The sequence below is a fragment of the Bradyrhizobium sp. 33ap4 genome, from assembly GCF_032654765.1.
Taxonomy (GTDB): domain Bacteria; phylum Pseudomonadota; class Alphaproteobacteria; order Rhizobiales; family Xanthobacteraceae; genus Bradyrhizobium; species Bradyrhizobium australafricanum.
Map to the genome: position 1 here is coordinate 40861 of NZ_JAUMTJ010000042.1, position 18818 is coordinate 59678.

At 58.0% G+C, this 18818-nt stretch carries 15 protein-coding genes; 9 read left to right on the top strand and 6 right to left on the bottom strand.

Features of this window, described 5'->3' with window-relative positions; genetic code table 11:
* Positions 1-75 precede the first annotated feature (75 nt).
* On the top strand, positions 76-2280 hold the full coding sequence (locus Q2M23_RS28670) for a di-heme-cytochrome C peroxidase (RefSeq protein ID WP_316397820.1): 2205 nt from the start codon (positions 76-78) through the stop codon (positions 2278-2280).
* Between the two features lie 1788 nt (positions 2281-4068).
* Here the strand turns inward: Q2M23_RS28670 and Q2M23_RS28675 are convergent.
* Positions 4069-4242: a hypothetical protein gene (locus tag Q2M23_RS28675; protein ID WP_316397795.1), complete on the bottom strand. Its 174-nt coding sequence runs from the start codon at positions 4240-4242 to the stop codon at positions 4069-4071.
* Between Q2M23_RS28675 and Q2M23_RS44100 the strand changes: the two genes are divergently transcribed.
* Positions 4162-4365: a winged helix-turn-helix domain-containing protein gene (locus Q2M23_RS44100; protein WP_410469785.1), complete on the top strand. Its 204-nt coding sequence runs from the start codon at positions 4162-4164 to the stop codon at positions 4363-4365. The two genes, Q2M23_RS28675 and Q2M23_RS44100, sit on opposite strands and share 81 nt — an antisense overlap.
* A 261-nt stretch (positions 4366-4626) precedes the next feature.
* Here Q2M23_RS44100 and Q2M23_RS28680 read toward each other — a convergent pair whose 3' ends face one another.
* From Q2M23_RS28680 to Q2M23_RS28695, 4 genes are read right to left on the bottom strand one after another with little or no spacing between them, the layout of a single operon-like run.
* Positions 4627-5268: a CDP-alcohol phosphatidyltransferase family protein gene (locus tag Q2M23_RS28680; protein WP_316397796.1), complete on the bottom strand. Its 642-nt coding sequence runs from the start codon at positions 5266-5268 to the stop codon at positions 4627-4629.
* A gap of 37 nt (positions 5269-5305) precedes the next feature.
* Positions 5306-6286, bottom strand: coding sequence for a GHMP kinase (locus Q2M23_RS28685; RefSeq protein WP_316397797.1), 981 nt, complete (start codon positions 6284-6286; stop codon positions 5306-5308).
* A gap of 55 nt (positions 6287-6341) precedes the next feature.
* Positions 6342-7901 (bottom strand): aminotransferase class V-fold PLP-dependent enzyme, encoded by a 1560-nt coding sequence (locus Q2M23_RS28690; protein ID WP_316397798.1) that lies wholly within the window; start codon positions 7899-7901, stop codon positions 6342-6344.
* Positions 7891-8697, bottom strand: a complete 807-nt coding sequence (locus Q2M23_RS28695; RefSeq protein WP_316397821.1) for a phosphocholine cytidylyltransferase family protein — start codon at positions 8695-8697, stop codon at positions 7891-7893. The genes Q2M23_RS28690 and Q2M23_RS28695 overlap by 11 nt, the downstream gene beginning before the upstream one ends.
* A 626-nt stretch (positions 8698-9323) precedes the next feature.
* On the opposite strand from Q2M23_RS28695, the gene Q2M23_RS28700 reads away from it, so the two are divergent.
* A complete protein-coding gene (locus tag Q2M23_RS28700; protein WP_316397799.1) occupies positions 9324-10541 on the top strand; it encodes an MFS transporter in 1218 nt (405 codons plus the stop codon).
* 43 nt (positions 10542-10584) lie between these two features.
* Positions 10585-11379, top strand: coding sequence for a class I SAM-dependent methyltransferase (locus Q2M23_RS28705; RefSeq protein ID WP_316397800.1), 795 nt, complete (start codon positions 10585-10587; stop codon positions 11377-11379).
* A 15-nt stretch (positions 11380-11394) separates the two neighbouring features.
* Here Q2M23_RS28705 and Q2M23_RS28710 read toward each other — a convergent pair whose 3' ends face one another.
* On the bottom strand, positions 11395-12150 hold the full coding sequence (locus Q2M23_RS28710) for a GntR family transcriptional regulator (RefSeq protein ID WP_316397801.1): 756 nt from the start codon (positions 12148-12150) through the stop codon (positions 11395-11397).
* 150 nt (positions 12151-12300) lie between these two features.
* Between Q2M23_RS28710 and Q2M23_RS28715 the strand changes: the two genes are divergently transcribed.
* Genes Q2M23_RS28715 through Q2M23_RS28735 form a run of 5 tightly spaced genes read left to right on the top strand, consistent with a single transcriptional unit; the run spans position 12301 to position 18135 of the window.
* Positions 12301-13836, top strand: coding sequence for an ABC transporter substrate-binding protein (locus tag Q2M23_RS28715; protein WP_316397802.1), 1536 nt, complete (start codon positions 12301-12303; stop codon positions 13834-13836).
* A 12-nt stretch (positions 13837-13848) separates the two neighbouring features.
* Positions 13849-14841 carry an ABC transporter permease gene (locus Q2M23_RS28720; RefSeq protein WP_316397803.1) on the top strand — a complete coding sequence of 331 codons (993 nt, stop codon included), beginning with the start codon at positions 13849-13851 and terminating at the stop codon, positions 14839-14841.
* Positions 14838-16394 (top strand): ABC transporter ATP-binding protein, encoded by a 1557-nt coding sequence (locus tag Q2M23_RS28725; RefSeq protein ID WP_316397804.1) that lies wholly within the window; start codon positions 14838-14840, stop codon positions 16392-16394. The genes Q2M23_RS28720 and Q2M23_RS28725 overlap by 4 nt, the downstream gene beginning before the upstream one ends.
* The gene (locus Q2M23_RS28730; protein WP_316397805.1) at positions 16391-17173 is read left to right on the top strand and encodes an ABC transporter permease; all 783 of its coding nucleotides are present in this window, start codon (positions 16391-16393) and stop codon (positions 17171-17173) included. Before Q2M23_RS28725 ends, Q2M23_RS28730 begins: the two co-directional genes overlap by 4 nt.
* Positions 17174-17187: 14 nt before the next feature.
* Positions 17188-18135: a sugar phosphate isomerase/epimerase family protein gene (locus Q2M23_RS28735; protein WP_316397806.1), complete on the top strand. Its 948-nt coding sequence runs from the start codon at positions 17188-17190 to the stop codon at positions 18133-18135.
* The last annotated feature ends 683 nt before the right edge of the window (positions 18136-18818 follow it).

The following is an 18818-nucleotide window of genomic DNA, read 5'->3' on the forward strand; positions in this document are numbered from 1 at the left end:
AGATCGAGGAGGGTTGCTATGGGGGCATCGTTCAGCTCTTGGGTCGGTGGCCGCTTAAGGCGGTGGCCTCATATCGTGGGTCTCTTGTTTGCAATCGCGTTGATAATCGTGTTTGTCACGTCGGCGTCAGTGGGCATCACGGCGTATTTCGCGCCGCAGAAGCTTCGCGATACGGCGCTCAAGATCAAGAATGGCGCAAATCTGGTTGCCCAACTGCTGCCGGCGACGCTGCCGGCGCCATCGAAGATCGATAGCGCATACTGGCTGCCCCAGAACTGGAGTGCGCGGCAGCGTTACTGGTTCCACCACACGTCTCAAGGGACGGCGACCATTCCTGTCCCCTATCGCTGGTTCCTGGCTCTCGAACGTCCTGAGTTGTCCATTCATTACACGAGCTTGACGGACAACGAGTATCTGAGACGCCTCGGTTTCATTCCAAGTCCGAGCTCGAAGGACTTTGCCGCTAACGCACCTGCATACGGCTACCACGAGGACGCGTCGAAGGACGTGAGCTCCACTTGGACACCAAGCACGCCAGATAATCCAAATGGCTTGCCTGTAGGCTTCGCAATCCTGAAGGGAGGCATCGACCCGACGACGGGAGCATTGTTCGAAGATCAGATCGGACTAACCTGCGCCGCCTGTCATACCGGTCACCTCGAGTACAAGAATGTTAGCATCCGCTACGATGGTGGGCCGGCAATGGTCAATCTCGGTGAAGTTGAACGGGGCATTGGGCTGTCGATCGGCTATACGCTAAAATTGCCATGGCGTTTCGAACGTTTCGCCGACCGCCTGGAAAACATTGAAGGTCGAAGCATCGATCGCAAAAGACTTCGAAGTGATCTGGAGCTCGCACTTCGAAAGATCGAGAAGCAGAAGATCGTAAGCGATAATCTTCTGACGGGGCAGGGCGTGACGAATCTCGACGAGGGATTCGGTCGGCTTGATGCCTTGAACCGGATTGGCAACCAGGTCTTCTATACCAATTTTCTTGATCCTGTGACCGGAGAACTCCCAGATCCGCTTCTGAAGGGCAACTTCGCGCGGAATGACGCGCCTGTGAGCTTTCCGCCAATCTGGGACACGCCGTACTTCCTTTGGGCGCAGTATGACGCCTCTGTTCTCAACGAGCTTGTTCGCAATTCCGGCGAGGCGCTCGGCGTCAGTGCGAAAATCAACATGAAGGCGCCGGCGACCGGACGGCCGCTTTTCAAATCATCCATCCATCTATCGGACATTGCACGTTTCGAGGAGCTTTTGCGCGGTACCGATCCCTTTTCGTCGACGGAGGCAAGCGGCAGGAAATTCAGCGGGCTTGTCGCGCCACGTTGGAAGGACGCGCAGGACAGGTTCCAAGGCGACCCGGCCTGGGCCATAGACGAAAAACTCGTTGAGAAAGGTCGCGATCTTTATCGCTCGCACTGCTTTGAATGCCACCGAGGACCGGTCAATGACCCCGCGTTTGACGCCAAGTGGCCGGAAGATTCATTCTGGAAGCCGGAGAACCCGGATCGATCGGCCAAGGGCGAGAAGAATTGGGTGGAGATCGGCGGACGCCATTATTTCAACGTGGTTCAGCTGCCGGTAAATGTGATCGGCACCGATCGTCAACAATCCAATGTCCTGACAACGCGGCGAGTTCACTTACCCGGCTCGCTCGGTCTCAATCCGATCGAGGATCTGAACAAAGTTTGGGGCTGCGGTCTTCCAGCCGACGGGGCTGCAGATCCCTTGTTTGTGCTCGCGCTGATGGACGTGGTGGGCAAGACGATTGATCAATGGAACATTGCGAACGATTCCTCCGAACAAGCCAAGCAGCAGATGTGGGGGCCGAGGAAAAACTGTCAGAACCCGCGAGTCTATGTTGGAGCGCGGGTGAGCCGTAACGGCAAGGACGAAGATGTCCTCGCTCTTGAACCTCAGTACCGGGCGCGCCCGTTGGATGGTGTCTGGGCAACAGCTCCGTATCTGCACAACGGGTCCGTGCCGACCCTCAAGGACATATTATTGCCGCAGGGCCGGCGGCCGAGTTCTTTCTGCGTTGGCAGCCGCAAGTTCGATCCCGTCAACGTCGGACTTGTTACGAAATTGCGAGCGAGCGACGCCTGCGCGGCCGGCCTGACGGACTTCAACGTATCGCTGCTTGGCAACAGCAATCGCGGCCATTCGTTCGAGGGCAAAGAAACCGACATAACGAAGCTGCCGCCGGGGGTCATCGGTCCAGAATTGACTGATGCCGAACGACGGGCCCTTCTTGAGTATCTGAAGACGCTGTGACGGAGCTGTTAGCACCTCGAAGCTGAGCGCTCGCCATCAGAGTGTCGACCAAGCCGATCTTTGGGAGGGATACCGTCAACGTACACTCGCCCCGTGCTGCGAACATGTGATTTTGCGCCTGGCGTGGGAGTTGCTGGACTTCATTACGCGGATCCGGGTGATGGCGCCGGTCCGATGTCCTTTGGTGATGATAACTCGACAGGTGCTCCCGAGCGCGAGCTGGGCGTGCTGATTGCGCAGACATCTACTCGGTCTGTGAACCAGATCGCACGCGGGCCATCTGCGTGATCGACGGACCTACGTCGGGCTCCCGACGTCGAACAACTCGCCGATCATTGAAGACGGGCCGCAAGCGGATATCTGAGCGCATTTCTTCAGTCTCGAGGTTCTGCTTGGCACCGAGAAGACCAATCAAACGGTCGAACGAGTTGTCCGAATGTATCGGCAATCTCGCCAAAGACATCAGAGTTGATGACACCCGACATCGTTTATTGTATGATCGCACAACCTTAAGTAAAGCAGGTCAGGAAGCAAATTCGACCCTGTAACACCGGCTATTGATGATATTTATGTCGTGAAACTCGCGTTCGCAGTGTAGTCATTGCGCCGCTTCATTGGAGGAGACCTTCTATGCTCGACTCCGAAACGACTGCTCGTCTCCGTCGAGTTCTAGATGAGGTTTGCAAGGGGTTGCCCCCTCACGAGACCGGCTCCCGAACGCATGTCGCTTCCAAAATTCTAGAAGCCGCCGCTCGAGGCGAGACATCCGCTGAAGTCCTTCGGCAAGTCGGACAGAACGCTTTGACCACCGCTCCGTCGATGTGGCTTCAGCAACGTCATCGTCGGTATTCAACCGAAAACAGCGGTTCCGGCGAACGCAATAGCTCAACCAAACAGGATTAAGCACGCCGATCCAGGCTCGATACCAAGATCACGCGGAGCTGGGAGCATTGGCGCGACATCTGGAAGCCCGAACGGCTAGGCGCGAGAGATGGCAAGGATCGCAGCGTAACGGATTGATTAATGCGCTGCAGCTGACCTGATCAGCTATCGGATCCTGCCGGGCGGCAAGCAGCCTGGAGGTCCGCACGAGGGAGCAGGTTCGTATATCGCTCCCGACCTACCGGAATTGGTAGTGTCAAGAGCGGTCGCAGTCTGTTTTGATTGGCCGCATTCGTGACGGTCGGCATGGTTTCCAATTTGACCAACGAGAGGTGTACGACGCCGGCCCTCTTCGGTCGGGTTGCATCGAATCAACGCGCAAGGCGAGTAGCCGTGGCGCGGCTTGGTCACGGTCGAGGAGGGCTGCATGTTGATTGCCACCGAATCTCGCGGGCGGCGCGCGGGAACAGTCTCGTAGACAGACGTCTGGCTCTCACGGAAGGCGCCATTGTGCGTGACGGCATTTGCTGGATTGAGCGCGAGGGAGCAGGGCCTGTTGAAGGGGCAACAACCGTCGTTCCATCGAGTAACGAGGCAGGACCAGAATGGGCCGCGGCCAACGCTCGACTGAAAGCCACTTGCGTTTCGGTGCTGGCGCGGTTTCCGGGAGCAGCCTCGGCGGAGCTTCGCGGAAGGGTTGGGGCTGCGGTATGGCTCTCGGCGGCACCTATCGGCTCACCAAGCGTGTTCGAGCGTCGGAGGCCACCAGCGCACCCAATCAACGGCAGCGGTTTGCGCGACCATGCGAGAATTGTGCCTTCAGAGCCGGCACACAGATTTGGTGCAGTATTGGGACTGTTGGAACCGAGGTACCATTCCATACGTATGACGAACTCTCAATACCAGTTAGTGTTCCGGGACCTCGTCATGGATGTCCGCGCGCAACGCGTCAGTCGCGGCGGCCGACCAATCAAGGTAAGACCCTTGGAATTCCGCCTGTTGCAACATTTCCTTGAGCACCCGGAACAGGTGTTCTCGAGATCCGAACTCCTGTCGACCATCTGGGGCCAGAACGTCCATGTCACTTCGCGGACCGTTGACCTCCATATCGGCCGCCTACGTAAGGCCCTCAATGGAGGCGGCCAGTGCAACTACATCCGCACGGTGCACTCTCGAGGTTACTCCCTCGATGTGCAGGAGTAACGCGCCGACCGCCAGGTTTCGCTCCTCACTTCTTCGGTCCTCGACAGCAGGACCCAAAAAAAGGCGATTGCCGGTCGCTCCGAGTGCGCACGAGCGTAGCCGGCTGCGGCAAGCATGGCACGGGCTCGTAACACCGCCGGCCCGTCGGGCTCAACTTTCCATAGGCGACGCGCTTAGTCATATCGAAAGTACCTACGCTTATGTCGTCGAGCAAACGTGGCGAGAGCGAGGTTTCCAGCCGCCATTCGAGCGCCATCTGCTCTAGTCGAGCATCGATAGGAGTGCCACTGTTGACAGTGCAGCGAAGCCAGTGATCCAGGGGATCACCGCCGCGCGCCCTCGTGGGAAGAAGAAAGGAGCGATATTAAGTATGCCAAGCCCACTATTCGTGGCTGCCAAAATAGGAAAGAATTGCTCCGTGCGGATGAACGGCCGCAGCAGGAAGAGGAGAGTTAGGACGAGAATATTATGGGCGATCGGCAGACCCACGACTTTCCCGTCCTCAGTTGCGCCGTAAACGTTGAAATAGCTTAACCGCAAGACTCCAGCGCTTGCCACGAATAGTGCGCAGAGAATTGCCGTCATGCTTAAATTGCCGACAGCCATGAGCAGGATCGCTGGAAAGATGCCGCTGCTGATGAGGTCGGCGAAAGAATCCAGATTTGCGCCAAACTCTTCCCGCTCTTTTGGCCGGCTCTTAATGCACGCCGCCAGCCAGCCATCGATCCAATCAGCAACGACGGCCCAGAGCGCGGAAATTAGCGCGAGTTCGAATGCGTGTTTCAGGGCGAAGAACATCGCGAGCAACGACAAACAAAATCCGACCAAGGTGATGAAATTGGGAACATCTGCGAGCAGGTGGATCATTAACCTCGGTCGGTCAGCAGCGGGTGTCGTGCGCATGCGGCTCTCCTCTTATTCAAGTGAAGTCTTCGAGGGATTACTGCAAGCGGGAGATAAACATCGGTACCACACCAAGCTCCGCAAGCCCGCTCATGATTGCCGACACCTGCGGGTCTGAGCGATTGCGATTCGCTTGCAGGATCACGCCGACCATTCGACCGCTATGCGCAACCTGAATCCCCAGAGCACCATTGGCACAGGCGATATCTAAAACATCTGGAAGGCCTGGCTGAGCAATATAGCGTTGATTGATGAGGGCGCTTTCTGTTGCAACCCTCGCAAGGAGTGCCTGATCCGCGTTGGAGATGGCGCGTCTCAAGATCCGGCGTAATTCGTCGAAATGATCAATCTCTGCTGGTTCATAGCGAGCGGGCGGAAAATCCAGCGTCAGCAATGGGCTCTCCGGGCAGCAGTTTATACTGATGATTCCCAAAGGCGGGAGCAGTTGGGCGAACTCCTCAATAACGATACCCTCCCGATGCGCAGTAAGAACCGCGCGCGAAGTGAACATGGTTCCATCGCTGGCTTCCTCCGCTGCCACAGCTATTTCTAGAAGCTGTGCCGGACTAAGGCTTTTGCCGAGGGCGGCGGCTGTCGCCTTCAGGGCAGCGACGATGTCAGCCGTCGACGAACCCAACCCGTAGCCGATGGGTATGTTGCTCCTGACCCACACCGACAATCCCGGCGCACGCTCACCGAATTGACCCAACATCAGGGCCACGGCACGTTGCACCTTTGATTTCTCGGCTGGATCGAGGTCGACTGAGGGGGCACTCCTGGGCGAGACCCAGGCGATGGAATTGAAGATGGGACAGGGTAAGGTGACAAGCCCTCGATGGATTCGGCAGTCTTGGTCACGGAAGGCTCCTTGGAGGATTTCCCCGTGGTGCCCGATCCCGACGCCAACCGCGCGCGCGGGCCTAAGTCCTGCTGCCTGAACATAGGCATTCTTCGAGCCGAGCTGGCAGCGCCCATTCTCGCGAACTACCGTCGGGTCAAGGGACGATCGGGTATCCATTCTGGGTGTCCATTCTAAAACATAAAGCCCATTCTAATCCTCAATCGATGTCAGCCTATGACTGTGTTCTAATGCGCTCAGCGCGCCAATTGGCTCTACCAAACTGGGAGCAGAATACAGGCCCCCAATGAGCATCAGTTGCCGCGCCGAGCACGACGTCCCCGACGAGTTCACTACCTTCCATGCATCCCGTAAACATGTAGGAAATCTTGAATGCCTCGTAAGGATGCGCACTCGTGAAACGAATTCCGATGCCCTCGGTCGTGCCGCTCAGAGGGGCTTCGGACATCGGCGTGCGATGCATGCCCGCAAATTCCGTACCGTTTTGTTCTAGGGTCAGCTCATGAACGGCGCTGCGGTGAAGGAATGAGAGATGAAGGCTCCAGGTGCCGGCCAAGAGAGGAGTCTCGCCATGGTGATGTTCGTGCTGGCGCGGAGCGCTCGCTCGCCGAAATTCTTCCTTCATCCGTTGAGCAACGACCTTCGCCTCACCTGGCTGGAAGTTATAGGGGTCGAGGATCACGGATTCCGCAGTGGCGCGAATGTCGTCAAGCATCACCGAAGGACTTTCGGCAAGTAGCCGTTCTCTCAAAAGAAGGCCATGAATTGGATATCGTATCGTATCCCACCGCACCCTCAATCGAGGTACCCTGGCCAGATCGACTGCCTCAACGATTTCGGTTCGGATCCCTCGTTCGCGTTCCAATTCGCCTGCAATCAGCACGAGCTCCGAGCGCCAGCGTTGTTCTTCGGCGGCCGGGTCGTGCGAGCCAAACCAATGCTCGACAGCGGCAAGTGCTCCGATGATTTCCTCCTTTCCGACCTTCATCGCTCGACCGAATGACTGGTGCGGGGCGCCGTTGAGCCATGCGGCTTCGACGAGCTCACGCCGACCGAAGAGCAGGCCCGTCGAATGGGGGCCACGCAAGAATTTCGCACCGCTATAAACAACCAGATCAGCGCCTCGCCGAAGCCAAGGATCCGGGGTCTGCGGGTAGACCGAGGCGGCATCGACAAGAATGGGAACCTTTGCGCCCCGTGCAAGCGGCACTAGACTTCCAAGCGGCAGACGGGATTGTGGCTCACGCATGGCGTTGAGGCACACGAGTGCCACGTCGTGCTGGGCTAAAGCCAATTCGGCCTCCGTAGTCGACCCTACTGACCTGACGGTCAGACCGGCGAGGCGAAGCGCTTGCTCGTAGGCAAAACGTTGATCGCTTGGGACCAATACGACTTGGCCATTCCGTGCTAGGAAGGGCAGCCGAAGCATTCTCTCCGGATCGTTGCCGGCGATGGATGCCGCTGCTGACAATGCAATCGCGGCGGCGCTGCCGGCTGTGACGATACCCCATTCCGTGCCCATGAGCGCACCGAGACGCTCTCCGACCACTTGCATGAGCTCGTCAAGATTGACGAAGCCCCGTGCCGCAGCCGCCATCGCCTGTTCGACCTGGGGCAACATTCTGCAATTTCCGTTGATCGCCCGGACGCCGGTACAGTTGATGAACTGGCGTACGCCCAGATGATCGTAGGGGGCGTCAAAAAACGAGAGCTGACCCGTGTAGTCCGAGCCCGCCATATTTGCGCCCTTCGAGGGATAGAGATCATGATGCATAATAGGCTCCGCGCGTCTCTTCAGAGCTCTTATCGATGAAAAGGAGCTGGGCAACCGCGTAATCGAGCGGATCGTCGATCTCTATCCAGCGGATATTCGGACACGGTACGGCCCGCAGGTCGCTCCCACCGCGTGCGATCAAGCGTGCCAACGCGCATTCATAAAATTCGTAAGTGTTTCCTGCCTCAATTGTCCGCTCGATCTCGGGGAGCAGACTCCTCTGCATGAACTCTCGACAAAAGCGGTGTATGTTGATCGTCTTCCAGAGTTCTTTTTTGCGGCTCTCACCAGCTTGGGCCGGTACGATCGAAAGCGCTTGGATGCACCATTCCTCGTCGACGGACACAGCTGCGCCTGTCATGTGCGGCTCCATCCGGTCTACGGCTACCGCATTAACGAGATCTGGCGATAGGAGTCGATCGAGAATGACCCGGTCGAAGAATACATCGCCTTCGATGAGGACCACGTCATTACATAGATGATCGCGGGCAGCCCAGAGTGAAACGATATTATTGGTGTGCTGGTAATTCTCGACCGGCACGTAGTCTATCTCCACTCCGGCAAGCGTCGATCCGAGCTCTGCCACGACGAGATCGCGCAGGTGCCCTATTACAATGGTGGCTTTCGTGATCCCGGAGGCGCCGAGCATCTGTACGCAATTCCGCAGAATTGGCGTGCCATTGACTGGGAGTAGTGGCTTCGGTCGATGTGCGGTAATGGGGAGGAGCCGCTCTCCTTTGCCGGCGGCAAGAATAATTGCGTGTTCACTGCGTCTTCCCGGTATAGTCGACATCATAAGCTGATCAGTTCGACGCGTGAATGCATTTCGATGTTTGTCGCCATTCGTCACAGGTCTTCTTGTGGTGTTACCGCTTGATAACGATCTCGCACGCGACGAGGCATGTCAATCTAGCTACAAAAATGCTACGATACGATTACATCTTCGCGCTGGCCTAAATCGTAGGCTCGTCGAACACAGCGGAGCAACCGCATGCCGCCGCGCGCCAAGTCTCAAAAGAATCCGCTTGCTTCACGATTCACATTTTCGGTCCATGATCGCTCTCTTGTGTGTCGGGTTTGTCGAGTTCGCGACACGAGTGTGCTTGGACAGGCTTTGGCGTCGCGGACGAAGTTGCCCAAGCATCACCGTTTTCCTGATCGGTTTGATCAGTCAAATTGGCATGGGTTTTGAACGCCTTTCTCGCCAAGCGTGGAAGAGTTCCAAGCGACGACTTGTCGTCGACTGATTTTTTATCCGCTTGTGGGCCTCTTTGTCGGTGAGGCGGTGCCGCCTGCCTTGCTGCCGCAAACAATTGCGTCCGACGAGCGACATCACTGATGGCCTCAACCTCATTGTCCACTGATACGCCGACTGTAGGCAATGCACAGCCGGAGCATCTTCAGCGTCAAGGAAGTAAGGTCATGGCCGGCCGCAGCGCGCATAATCCCGCCCCGAGCCAAATCCAAACCTTGTCGCCCTGGAGCGCTCTGAAGCATCGCCGCTTTCGGTGGCTATGGTTCGCCAATATTTGCTCTCAGGAAGGTATATGGCTGAACAGCCTCTCGGGCGCGTGGCTGATGGCGACAATGTCACAATCGCCAACCATGGTCGCGCTCGTGCAGACGGCCATCTACGCGCCCACGTGCTTCCTCACTGTGATCGCTGGAGTCCTTGCAGACAGGTGGGATCGGAAACTCTGTCTCCTGGGGGCGCAATACCTCATGATCTTCGCGAGCATAGGCATGGCGGTGCTGGCTTTTGGCCAGGCTTTCTCGCCTTGGCTGCTGCTCGGAGCGATCTTCGCCTTCAACTGCGGCTGGGCGCTCAGCATCCCGGCTTGGCAGGCGCTCTCGGCAGATCTGGTCGAGCCCGAAGAAATTATCGCCATATCGTCGCTTGGCACCATAAGCTTCAACGTCGCGCGCGTGATCGGATCACCGATCATCGGCGTTGGCCTTGGGTTCGGCGTTCTATTCACGGTGAGCGCGGCGTGTCTTGTGCCGATGGCCGGAGCACTAATCCTTACACACACGAGTAGAGCCAGGCACTGTGTTATGCGGGATGAAGCAGGCTTTTGGCGAGAGCTTCTCAGCGTGAGCCGCGTTTCCGGCTTCGGGCGCTTCCTCATGCTTATTGCCATCGTGTCCGTCGGCTCGAGCGCGCTGTGGGCCCTCGTGCCCTTTGTGACCGCGGCCCACAACCTGGGCGCCAGTACGATGGGGCTGGCCATGGCCAGTCTCGGTGCCGGAGCGATCATCGGAGCGCAGCTCCTGCCGCTTCTGGGACGCGGGCTCAATGCCGATGGCCTGATTTGCGTCGGCGGATGTGCAATGGCTGCGGCCGTGGGTGCGATCGCCGTCGCCGACAGCCGGGTCGCCCTGGCACTCGTCGTGCTCGTGGCAGGGGCAGGGTACAGCATAATGAGTTCCTTGCTCTGTGGCGCGGCGCAGGCCCTATTTGATGCGGCAGCCCGCGGGCGTGGCGCTGCCATCTATACGACCGTCTCTTATGCGGCATTTGCTGTCGGCGGGGCGCTGTGGGGTGCCATTGCGAGCTTGGGCGGTGTCGTCCTGAGTTTATTATGCGCGGCAGCGACGTTGCTCGTGGCCGGCGCCTTGGCACGTAAATGCGAAGGCTAGAAGGATCAGCCACCCATCGACCTCGATGCGCTTGGAGAAATGCATGAGTTTCAAGAGGACTACGACGGGCTATGGGGACTTCAGTAGCACCGCTAAGCGTTATGCTCATTTAGCACCGAGCTATGCAACGTCTGTCCTGCGCTCCCTGAAGGCGCATGTCCACCAAGGCGAGAAGGATCTTCGTATTGCAGATGTCGGCGCGGGCACTGGCAAACTTGCCCTTCAACTGTCCGAACTAGGCTTCACAGGCTACGCGATCGAGCCGAATGACGCTATGCGTGCAGAAGGGCAAAGCTGCCTTCGCACGGAGCACGGCTTTCAGTGGCTCGCAGGGAGTGCCGAAATGACAACGCTACCGGACGCGAGTGTGGATTGGATCTGCATGGGAACAGCGTTTCATTGGGCGGACCCCGTCCGCACGCTCACCGAATTCTATCGCGTGCTTCGGCCCCATGGGTTTTTCACCGCGATTTGGAGCGTCGCCGACTATAAGCGTGATGATCTTCGTCGTCGTATCGAACAGCGCATTGAAGAGATTGAGCCAGGTCTCCAGCGTAGCTATCAACTTGCCCTGCGCGTGATGGATGACGTCGAGGAGATTCTCCTTCGGTCGGGTCAGTTCGCCGACTGCCTTCAGATCGAAGCAACAAACTTCGAACCACGCTCCCGCGCTCAGTTCATGGAGTCCTGGCATTGCAACCATGACATCGTCAGCCAAGTGAGCCCAGTTCGCTGGCAAGAAATCCTCGACACGATCGAGGACATGATTCCCTCCGAGCCGCTCACATTGCAATACCGCACCCGATCCTGGACAGTGCGGAGAACATCGATGAGCTGAATGGCGCAGCAACATCTACAATCTGTCGAAGTGAAACTGGACCCTATCGGCGGCATAGATCGTCTGATGACACCAGAATCGTTCACCTCGAGGATCGATGCTCGAGGCGCGTTTTTCCACGACGGGCCGAGCCGCGGATTGGTCCAGCAAAGACGCCTCCTCCTCCGTCGGCATCCGCGCGAGCAGGACAACGTCAACGTCTGTCTTCTCTGCCAACCCGTATCGCTCTAGCGCATTTTCGACGCTCGCCTCGGATCCAAGCGCGTCGACGAATCCATCGAAACGTGGCCATTCCAGATGACACGTACTCAGAGCGAGGGGCCGGTTGTCTGCCTCGCTGACAAGCTTGATGCGCAAGGTCGAAGAGCCCGGCGTTAGACGAAGGCATTGCTGCACCCAAGCATCGCTTTGGACAATGTCCGCCGCGAGCAACCGACGGCTGGGCCTCATATCATTATCCGCGACGTTCTTCGAAAACGTGCGGCGTCCGCCAAGCCGATATTGGATGGCGTCAAGCTCGACGAACGAGCCGCGCCCGTGTTCGATCCGGATGATCCCCTTACTCTGAAGGCTTGCTAGTGCCTTTCGAGCCGTCATGCGGCTCACCGAAAACCGCTCAGCGACTTTGGTATCGGATGGCAATTGTCGGTCGGTATCAAAATGCCCGGCCAGGATTTCGTCCTTCAGTGTTTCCGCGATGAAGCGCCACCGAGGGCCGTCCGAGGCATCGCGGCCGGAGTCTGGTGTTCGAATACCGCCAGCTGTATCCATTTTGCATCCGTCTTGTGTCATCATCCTGTCATTTCAACTCGTATATACGAGTGCCGTCGTCAAGGTCGACTTTGCCGGACAAAAGTTTAGGGCGGGGCTCGTCCGGGGCGGAGCAAAAACGATGGGGAAGCCGTTCCTATGCTATCTCGAATGATCACACGCCGCAGCTTCACGGGTTTAGTCGGCGGCGCTGCTTTGGCCACGTCGTCAGGTCTCTCGAAGGCGCAGCAACCACAGCCGCGCCGAGGCGGACGTGTGCGGGTCGTTTTGCAGGAGACAGCGTCTTCGTCCTTGCTAGATCCAACCAAAGTTGCGTCCTGGTCCGTCTATTTCGCCTATGAACTTATTGGAGCCCGCCTCGTCGGTGTCGATTCGCATCTTCAGCCGATTCCGGCGCTTGCGGAGAGCTGGGAGGCCGCCAATGGCCAGGTAAATGACTGGATCTTTCGGCTGCGTCGTGGCGCCGAGTTCCATGATGGCAAATCCGTCTCGTCTCAGGACGTAATCTACACCATCAATCGGTTGCGCGATCCTGCGGCGCAATCGCCTTTGCGTGTGCTCGTTGATCACGTGAGCGCTATCATTGCTGAGGATGCACTGACGGTCCGCTTCAAGCTGTCACGTCCTGATGCCGACTTCCCGCTACTACTCGCTCAGGATCGCTTCCATATTTTTCCCGAGGGCTATTCTCGTTTTGACAAGCCACTTGGAGCAGGCGCGTTCATTGCTAATGGGCTCGATCCGGCTGGGGTTAACACATATCGCCGCAATCCGAATTTCTGGGATAGCGGCAAGCCCTACCTGGACGAAGTCTCATTCCAGGGTAACCAGGATTCAATCGCGCGCGTCTCTGCTTTGCTCGCTGGGGACGTTGATGCCATACAGGCCGTCAGCTTTTCTCTGGCCAAACGCGTAACAGCGACGCCCGGGCTCGATGTCGTGTCATCGCCAAGTGGGCTGCATAACGCGATCGCGATGCACGTCGACAAGGAGCCGTTCGACCGCATCGAGGTACGAAACGCGCTAAAATGCCTGCTCGACCGTTCTCTCCTTCGCGACAAGCTCTGCGCGGGGCAAGCTAGCATCGGTAATGACCATCCCATCCCCCCGTTTAGTCCGTTCTATCACTCGGAATTGCCTCTCAGGTCTTACGATCCTGATCGGGCGCGGACGCTGCTTCGCAAAGCGGATATCAATCTCAACGGGCTCGTATTGCACGCCTCCGACGCCGTCACGCCTGGTGTGGCTGTCGACCTCGCGCAGATCTTTGCGGACACGGCGCGTGAGGCCGGTGTCAGTGTGCAGGCACGGCGCGATCCCGTTACTGGCTATTGGGACAACATTTGGCTCAAGGAGCCACTGATGGTTGGTGCTTGGGGCACGCGCTATACGCCTGATGCCATGCTTCGCGTAGCCTATCGTTCTGACGCCAAATGGAACGAGACACGCTGGAGGCGGCCCGAGATCGACCGCATGATGGACGAAGCCGTCGCCACGACAGATTTCGCTCGTCGGCGCATGTTGTACTGGGACATCCAGGAGGCAATCCATAACGATGGCGGTGCCGCCATTCCGGTTTTCTTCAATCAGCTCGATGCCAAGGCGAGCTATGTCAAAGGTGTTATGCCTTCACCGCTTGGAGGGCTCAAGGGCTGGGCATTCTCCGATATTTGGCTCGATCGCTAGGCTTGGTCTCCCATGAGCGAACTGAGACCAATCCACTCCGTGCCTGGAAGCGTCGGTTCCGGCCGAGCCAGAGCGTGGCCGCTATTCCGCGGCGCCCTCACGCGCCTCGGCATTCTGATCGGCGCATCCGCACTGATCTTTCTCGCGACCGCCGCAATTCCGGGCGATTTCGTGAGCGAGTTGCTCGGTCAAGACTACACGCCAGAGCTCGCTCAACGCATGCGCGTTGAACTCGGTCTCGACCATAGCCTCATTGAGCGCTTCGTGCTGTGGCTTTGCGCCTTCCTGAGCGGCGATTTTGGCCTATCGTTCACGACGCGCACTGGTGTTTGGCAAGTGGTTGAGCCACGGCTCAAAAACACTCTCGCCCTCGCCGCCGTGACCCTTGTGTGGTTTCCGGTTGCGGTCGCGGCCGGGCTTGGGATGTTCATGACGAGCCGACGCTCGCAACAACTCTTCCGATTCGTGACGCAGATTGTCATCTGCACGCCTGATTTCCTCATCGCATACATCTTTATCTATGTGTTCGCAGTGGAGCTCAGAATTTTTCCCGCGATTTCGCGCATTTCGCAGGGACAGCCGCCCCTCGACCAGCTCCGTCTTCTCATTCTGCCGAGCGCTTGCTTGGGTGTCGGTATGGTAGCCTATGTTGGGCGAATGGTGCTCGCGCTGCTCGCGATGGAGGAACGCAAGGACTACTTCGAGTTTGCCCGCCTTAAAGGCTTCGGGCGGGGCGAGACTGCGCTTCGCTATGCGTTACCCGCCATTGCGCCATCGATCCTCAACCTCGCTCTGACCTATTGCGCCTATTTGCTCACTGGTGTGCTCGTGATCGAAGTCGTCTTCGGCTTTGCGGGGCTTGGTGACCTTACCGTGTCCTCGGTCGTGTGGCGTGATGTCCCAGTACTGCAGTTCTGCGCGATACTGATCACCAGCATTTACATGCTGCTTTACTCTTTGTCGGATCTCGTCAGCGGTCGCTTCGTCGCAAGGACCGCGCTGTGACCGAGGTGCTGCGGATTCGTGATCTAGCCGTAGAGATCGCAAGCTCGAACAGCGCGGTATGCCGTATCGGGGCGCTCAATGCCGCTCTTTTCGGCGGCCACCTCTACTCCGTCGTTGGGCCATCCGGCATCGGCAAGACCAGCCTTTGTCTAGCACTAATCGGCTGGCAACGTCGCAATCTCCGGATCACCTGCGGTGATACCTCCTTTTTGGGGCGATCGCTTGTCCGCATGGCGGTCCGAGATCGCCAAGCGCTTTGGGGACGAGAAATCCTCTACGTTCCTCAGTCCTCCGCTACAACCCTTGTCCCGACCCGCGGCGTGGTCGATCAAATCGCGACCTTTCCCGGCGACACGCGCGCGCAAGGCATCGAGCGAAGGCACCTGCTCCGCAAGGCATTCGATTGCCTTGATATTCCCGGTTTCGACGAGAATCGCTACCCGCACCAATATAGTGGGGGCCAGCTTCAGCGTATTCTCATCTCTAGCCTGTTTTGCACCGAACCGCGCCTTGTCATTTTGGATGAACCTACAAGCGCGCTCCAACCGGAGCTGAAGAGCACCGTTATGCGTGCCGTCAAGACGCGCCTACAAGAGATCGGCGCTGCGGCGATGGTCGTGACCCACGAACTCGATTTTTTCGAAGCCTTGTCGGACGGAATCATCGACCTTGCACACCATCTGAAGAAGCCGCTGTCCGCCGAAGCCGTCTCGGAAGCCCAAACGCAATCCCCACCCGAGAACATTCTGCTCGTCTCGTCTCTGAAATCTAGGAACGTTCCGCCCAGACATGCTGTGCCGCTGGTTGTTGACTGTCTGAGCGTGCGTGCACTGAGTGGCCAGCCACTACTCAGCGACGTCTCGTTCGAGATTGGTGCTGCCTCCTGCGTCGGTCTCGTCGGTCCTTCCGGCGCAGGCAAGACAACGATCCTTCGCGCGCTTCTCGGCCAGCACCGCGAGTCATCAGGGGGCGTCTCGGTCGGGGGGCGCAATCTACCTCTTCACTATTCGGCCCGCACAACCGCCGAGAAGCGTCTCTTCGAGTACGTCCCTCAATCGGTTCGGCTACACCTCAACCCCTCGCTCACGATCGGCTATCTGATCGGCCGAAGGCTGCGCCAGGCCGATCGCAGCGCTAGTTCAGAGGATGTGGCTAAGGTTCTCGAGTCGATTTCTCTCCCGGCTAGTTATCTGTCCAAGCGCGTCTCAGAACTTTCCGGTGGCGAATGTCAACGACTCGGAATCGCATTGGCGCTTGCTGCGGGGCCACGCATTCTTCTCCTCGATGAGGTGACGGCGTCGCTCGACCCAGCCAATGGCGCCCTCATCACAGAGCTCTTGTGCAAGCTGCGGGATCAGCGTTCGGTCAGTATGCTCTTCGTTTCGCATCAGCCCGATATGGTGGAGCGACTTGCGGATGAAGTTGTGGAAATGCATGCTGGGCGCGTGGTTTCGCCAGGGGGCGGAGTCGACCCCGGGGCGCTTCGGGCTGCGGTGCCGAATTGCAAAACCCCGCTCCCGCCAGAGGATTCTCTTGCGCGGGGGCACATATGAGGGGTTTTGCCTTTGCGATCTTTTCGCTCGCCCTCTTGATGGCGCCGTCATGGATTAATACTCGACCGGCGGCGCTCTACGAAGCTGAGCGGTTCGAAATACCTTCCGCAACCCACCTTTTTGGCACAGATCACCTCGGGCGAGATCTGCTCGCGGAGACGGTTGCGGCTGGTCGTGAGAGCCTGCTCATTTCCATCACCGCGGCGCTCGTCTCCTTTAGTCTCGGTCTCAGCCTCGCTGTGCTCGCGGGCCTGTGGACCGGCTTGGGGGGATCCGTACTGACCCGATCGATGGATGCGCTCGTTGCCATCCCGGGTCTGATCGTTGCTTTCGTACTGATCGCGACGTTCGGATCGAGCACGCCCAGTCTCATTGCGGTCATCACAGTCGTCGAATTTTGCCGTGTGTTCCGATCGCTGCGCGTCCCCGTCGCGCATGTAATGACGCAGCCGTTTGTCGAGCTCTCGCGCATTCGCGGCGAGGGACTCGGCTACCTCATCTTTCGTGACATTTGGCCCAACATACGGGGCTATGCCGCTGTAGAGCTTGTCAACCGCTTTGTGTCCTGCCTGATGTTCCTAAGCGCGCTCAGCGTGTTGGGCTTGGGCGTGCAGCCACCGGCAACCGATTGGGGCACTCTGATCAAGCTCAATGCGGCAGGGCTCCTCCTTGGGTCGCCTGCTCCACTTCTGCCTGGGCTCTTCATTCTCATTACCTCGCTGCTCGCGCTGTTCGCCGTCGGCGAGGAACGTCTCACCGCATCCCATAACCTACCCTAAGGCGTCAAAACGACATGACCAAACTGTTCTTTCACTCTTTCGGCCTACGCTATCAATATCGTCATAAGCCAGGCTTCGATATCTTCTCATTGATCGACCTTGCGGCTGAGCTCGGCTTCGACGGGATCAACGTATCGGCTCAACTTCCGGGCTACATTGAAATCTCCGGACGAGAGCGTGATCACCTTCGAAAGGTGCGACGTCATGTCGAGGATCGTGGACTTCTTATCGACATCGAAACTCGCGGAACTGAGGTAGCGCATCTGAGCGACTGCCTAGCGATGGCAGCTGACGTCGGAGCCGGGCACCTGAGAACCTACACGACGGGTACGTCCGATCGTCGCCAGCGCGTGGCTGAGGCCAAGCTCAATCTCTCCAAGATCGCCCCGATGGCCGAACAGGTCGGCATTCCAATCCTGCTTGAAAATCATGAAGACTTATGTGGCGCCGAAGTCGCGGATATTCTTGCATCCGTGAATAGCCCGTGGATTCGGGCGCTGTTCGACTACGTGAATTCGATGCTCTTTTTTGAGCACCCGTATGAATCGCTTGAGGCAATGAAACCTTGGGTAACTTCCGCGCATCTCAAGGATTGCGTGCTATTACCTCCCGTCCGCCAAGGAGAGGGAGGAACGATGCTTGGTGTGCCAATTGGCGCCGGCATCACACCAGTTGCCGAACTTACCGAAAAGCTCGCAAGCCTAGGTATCGACCGAATCAGCTTCGAGAACACGTGGTCTTATCGGGCTCCGATGCGAGACCGACGCAGCAGGGGCGAGGGTCACGAAAGCTTTCCTCAATGGGTAGATCCTCTCGACCTTCCCGCTGACTGGATCGTCGAGGCCGCTGAACTCGCGGAGTCTAATCCGACAAGGTTGCTTGAGCTTGAGATGGAGGCGCTCCATGAGTCTCTACGGTGGCTAAGAAATCAATCTATCGGTGCTGGCCTGACGGATGCGTAAACACACTGCGTGCTCGTGCGGCGTACGAGATATTGCACGAGCACGCCCATTCCGCCCGAAACGCGACGCTGCTCAAAAGCTGCGGAGTAAGTTCGGTTTGGTCTTTCTGACTGGACGTTCGATTGTCACTATCTCACGCTCAAGCATCAACGCTTCTATGCCCCAGGTGTATAGGCGGCGCAAATTCAAAAGTCGCGGTCCCTACGTCGCGGCCCAAGGCCTGTCGCAGGCGGACTTTGCACTGCTCACACGTGAATGCGACCTTGCCTAAGCCGTTGCGATGGTCAGTGCCACGCTGAAGACCTGAGGAGTCGCAAGGAATGACCCGACCTCATCAAAAGTCGACGGATTCGCTGCGCAAGTCTGAAGCGATGAATGCTTCCGCCGGTCGTAACCGCCGCAGTTTCGCGGGTACTCCGCTTCGAGCGCATGCCATGGGGGGCCAGGCGTTCATTGTAGGGGTTGTCGATGATGTGGAGTTCCATAGACACGAGCGACGCGTTGGCCATTCTATGGTTTGGCCCCAACTCGATGCAACGCTGTTCATTGTAGGTTCCTTCCCGGATGGTCGTAGCGCTGACAGCCGCTCGTGTGGCGGCCAACGATCGGTTCTTAGAAATCTTAGGCGATGCTGACCCAGGATCGGAACAATCCCTTAACGCGGCCCAGGCCTCGCAGTGGCA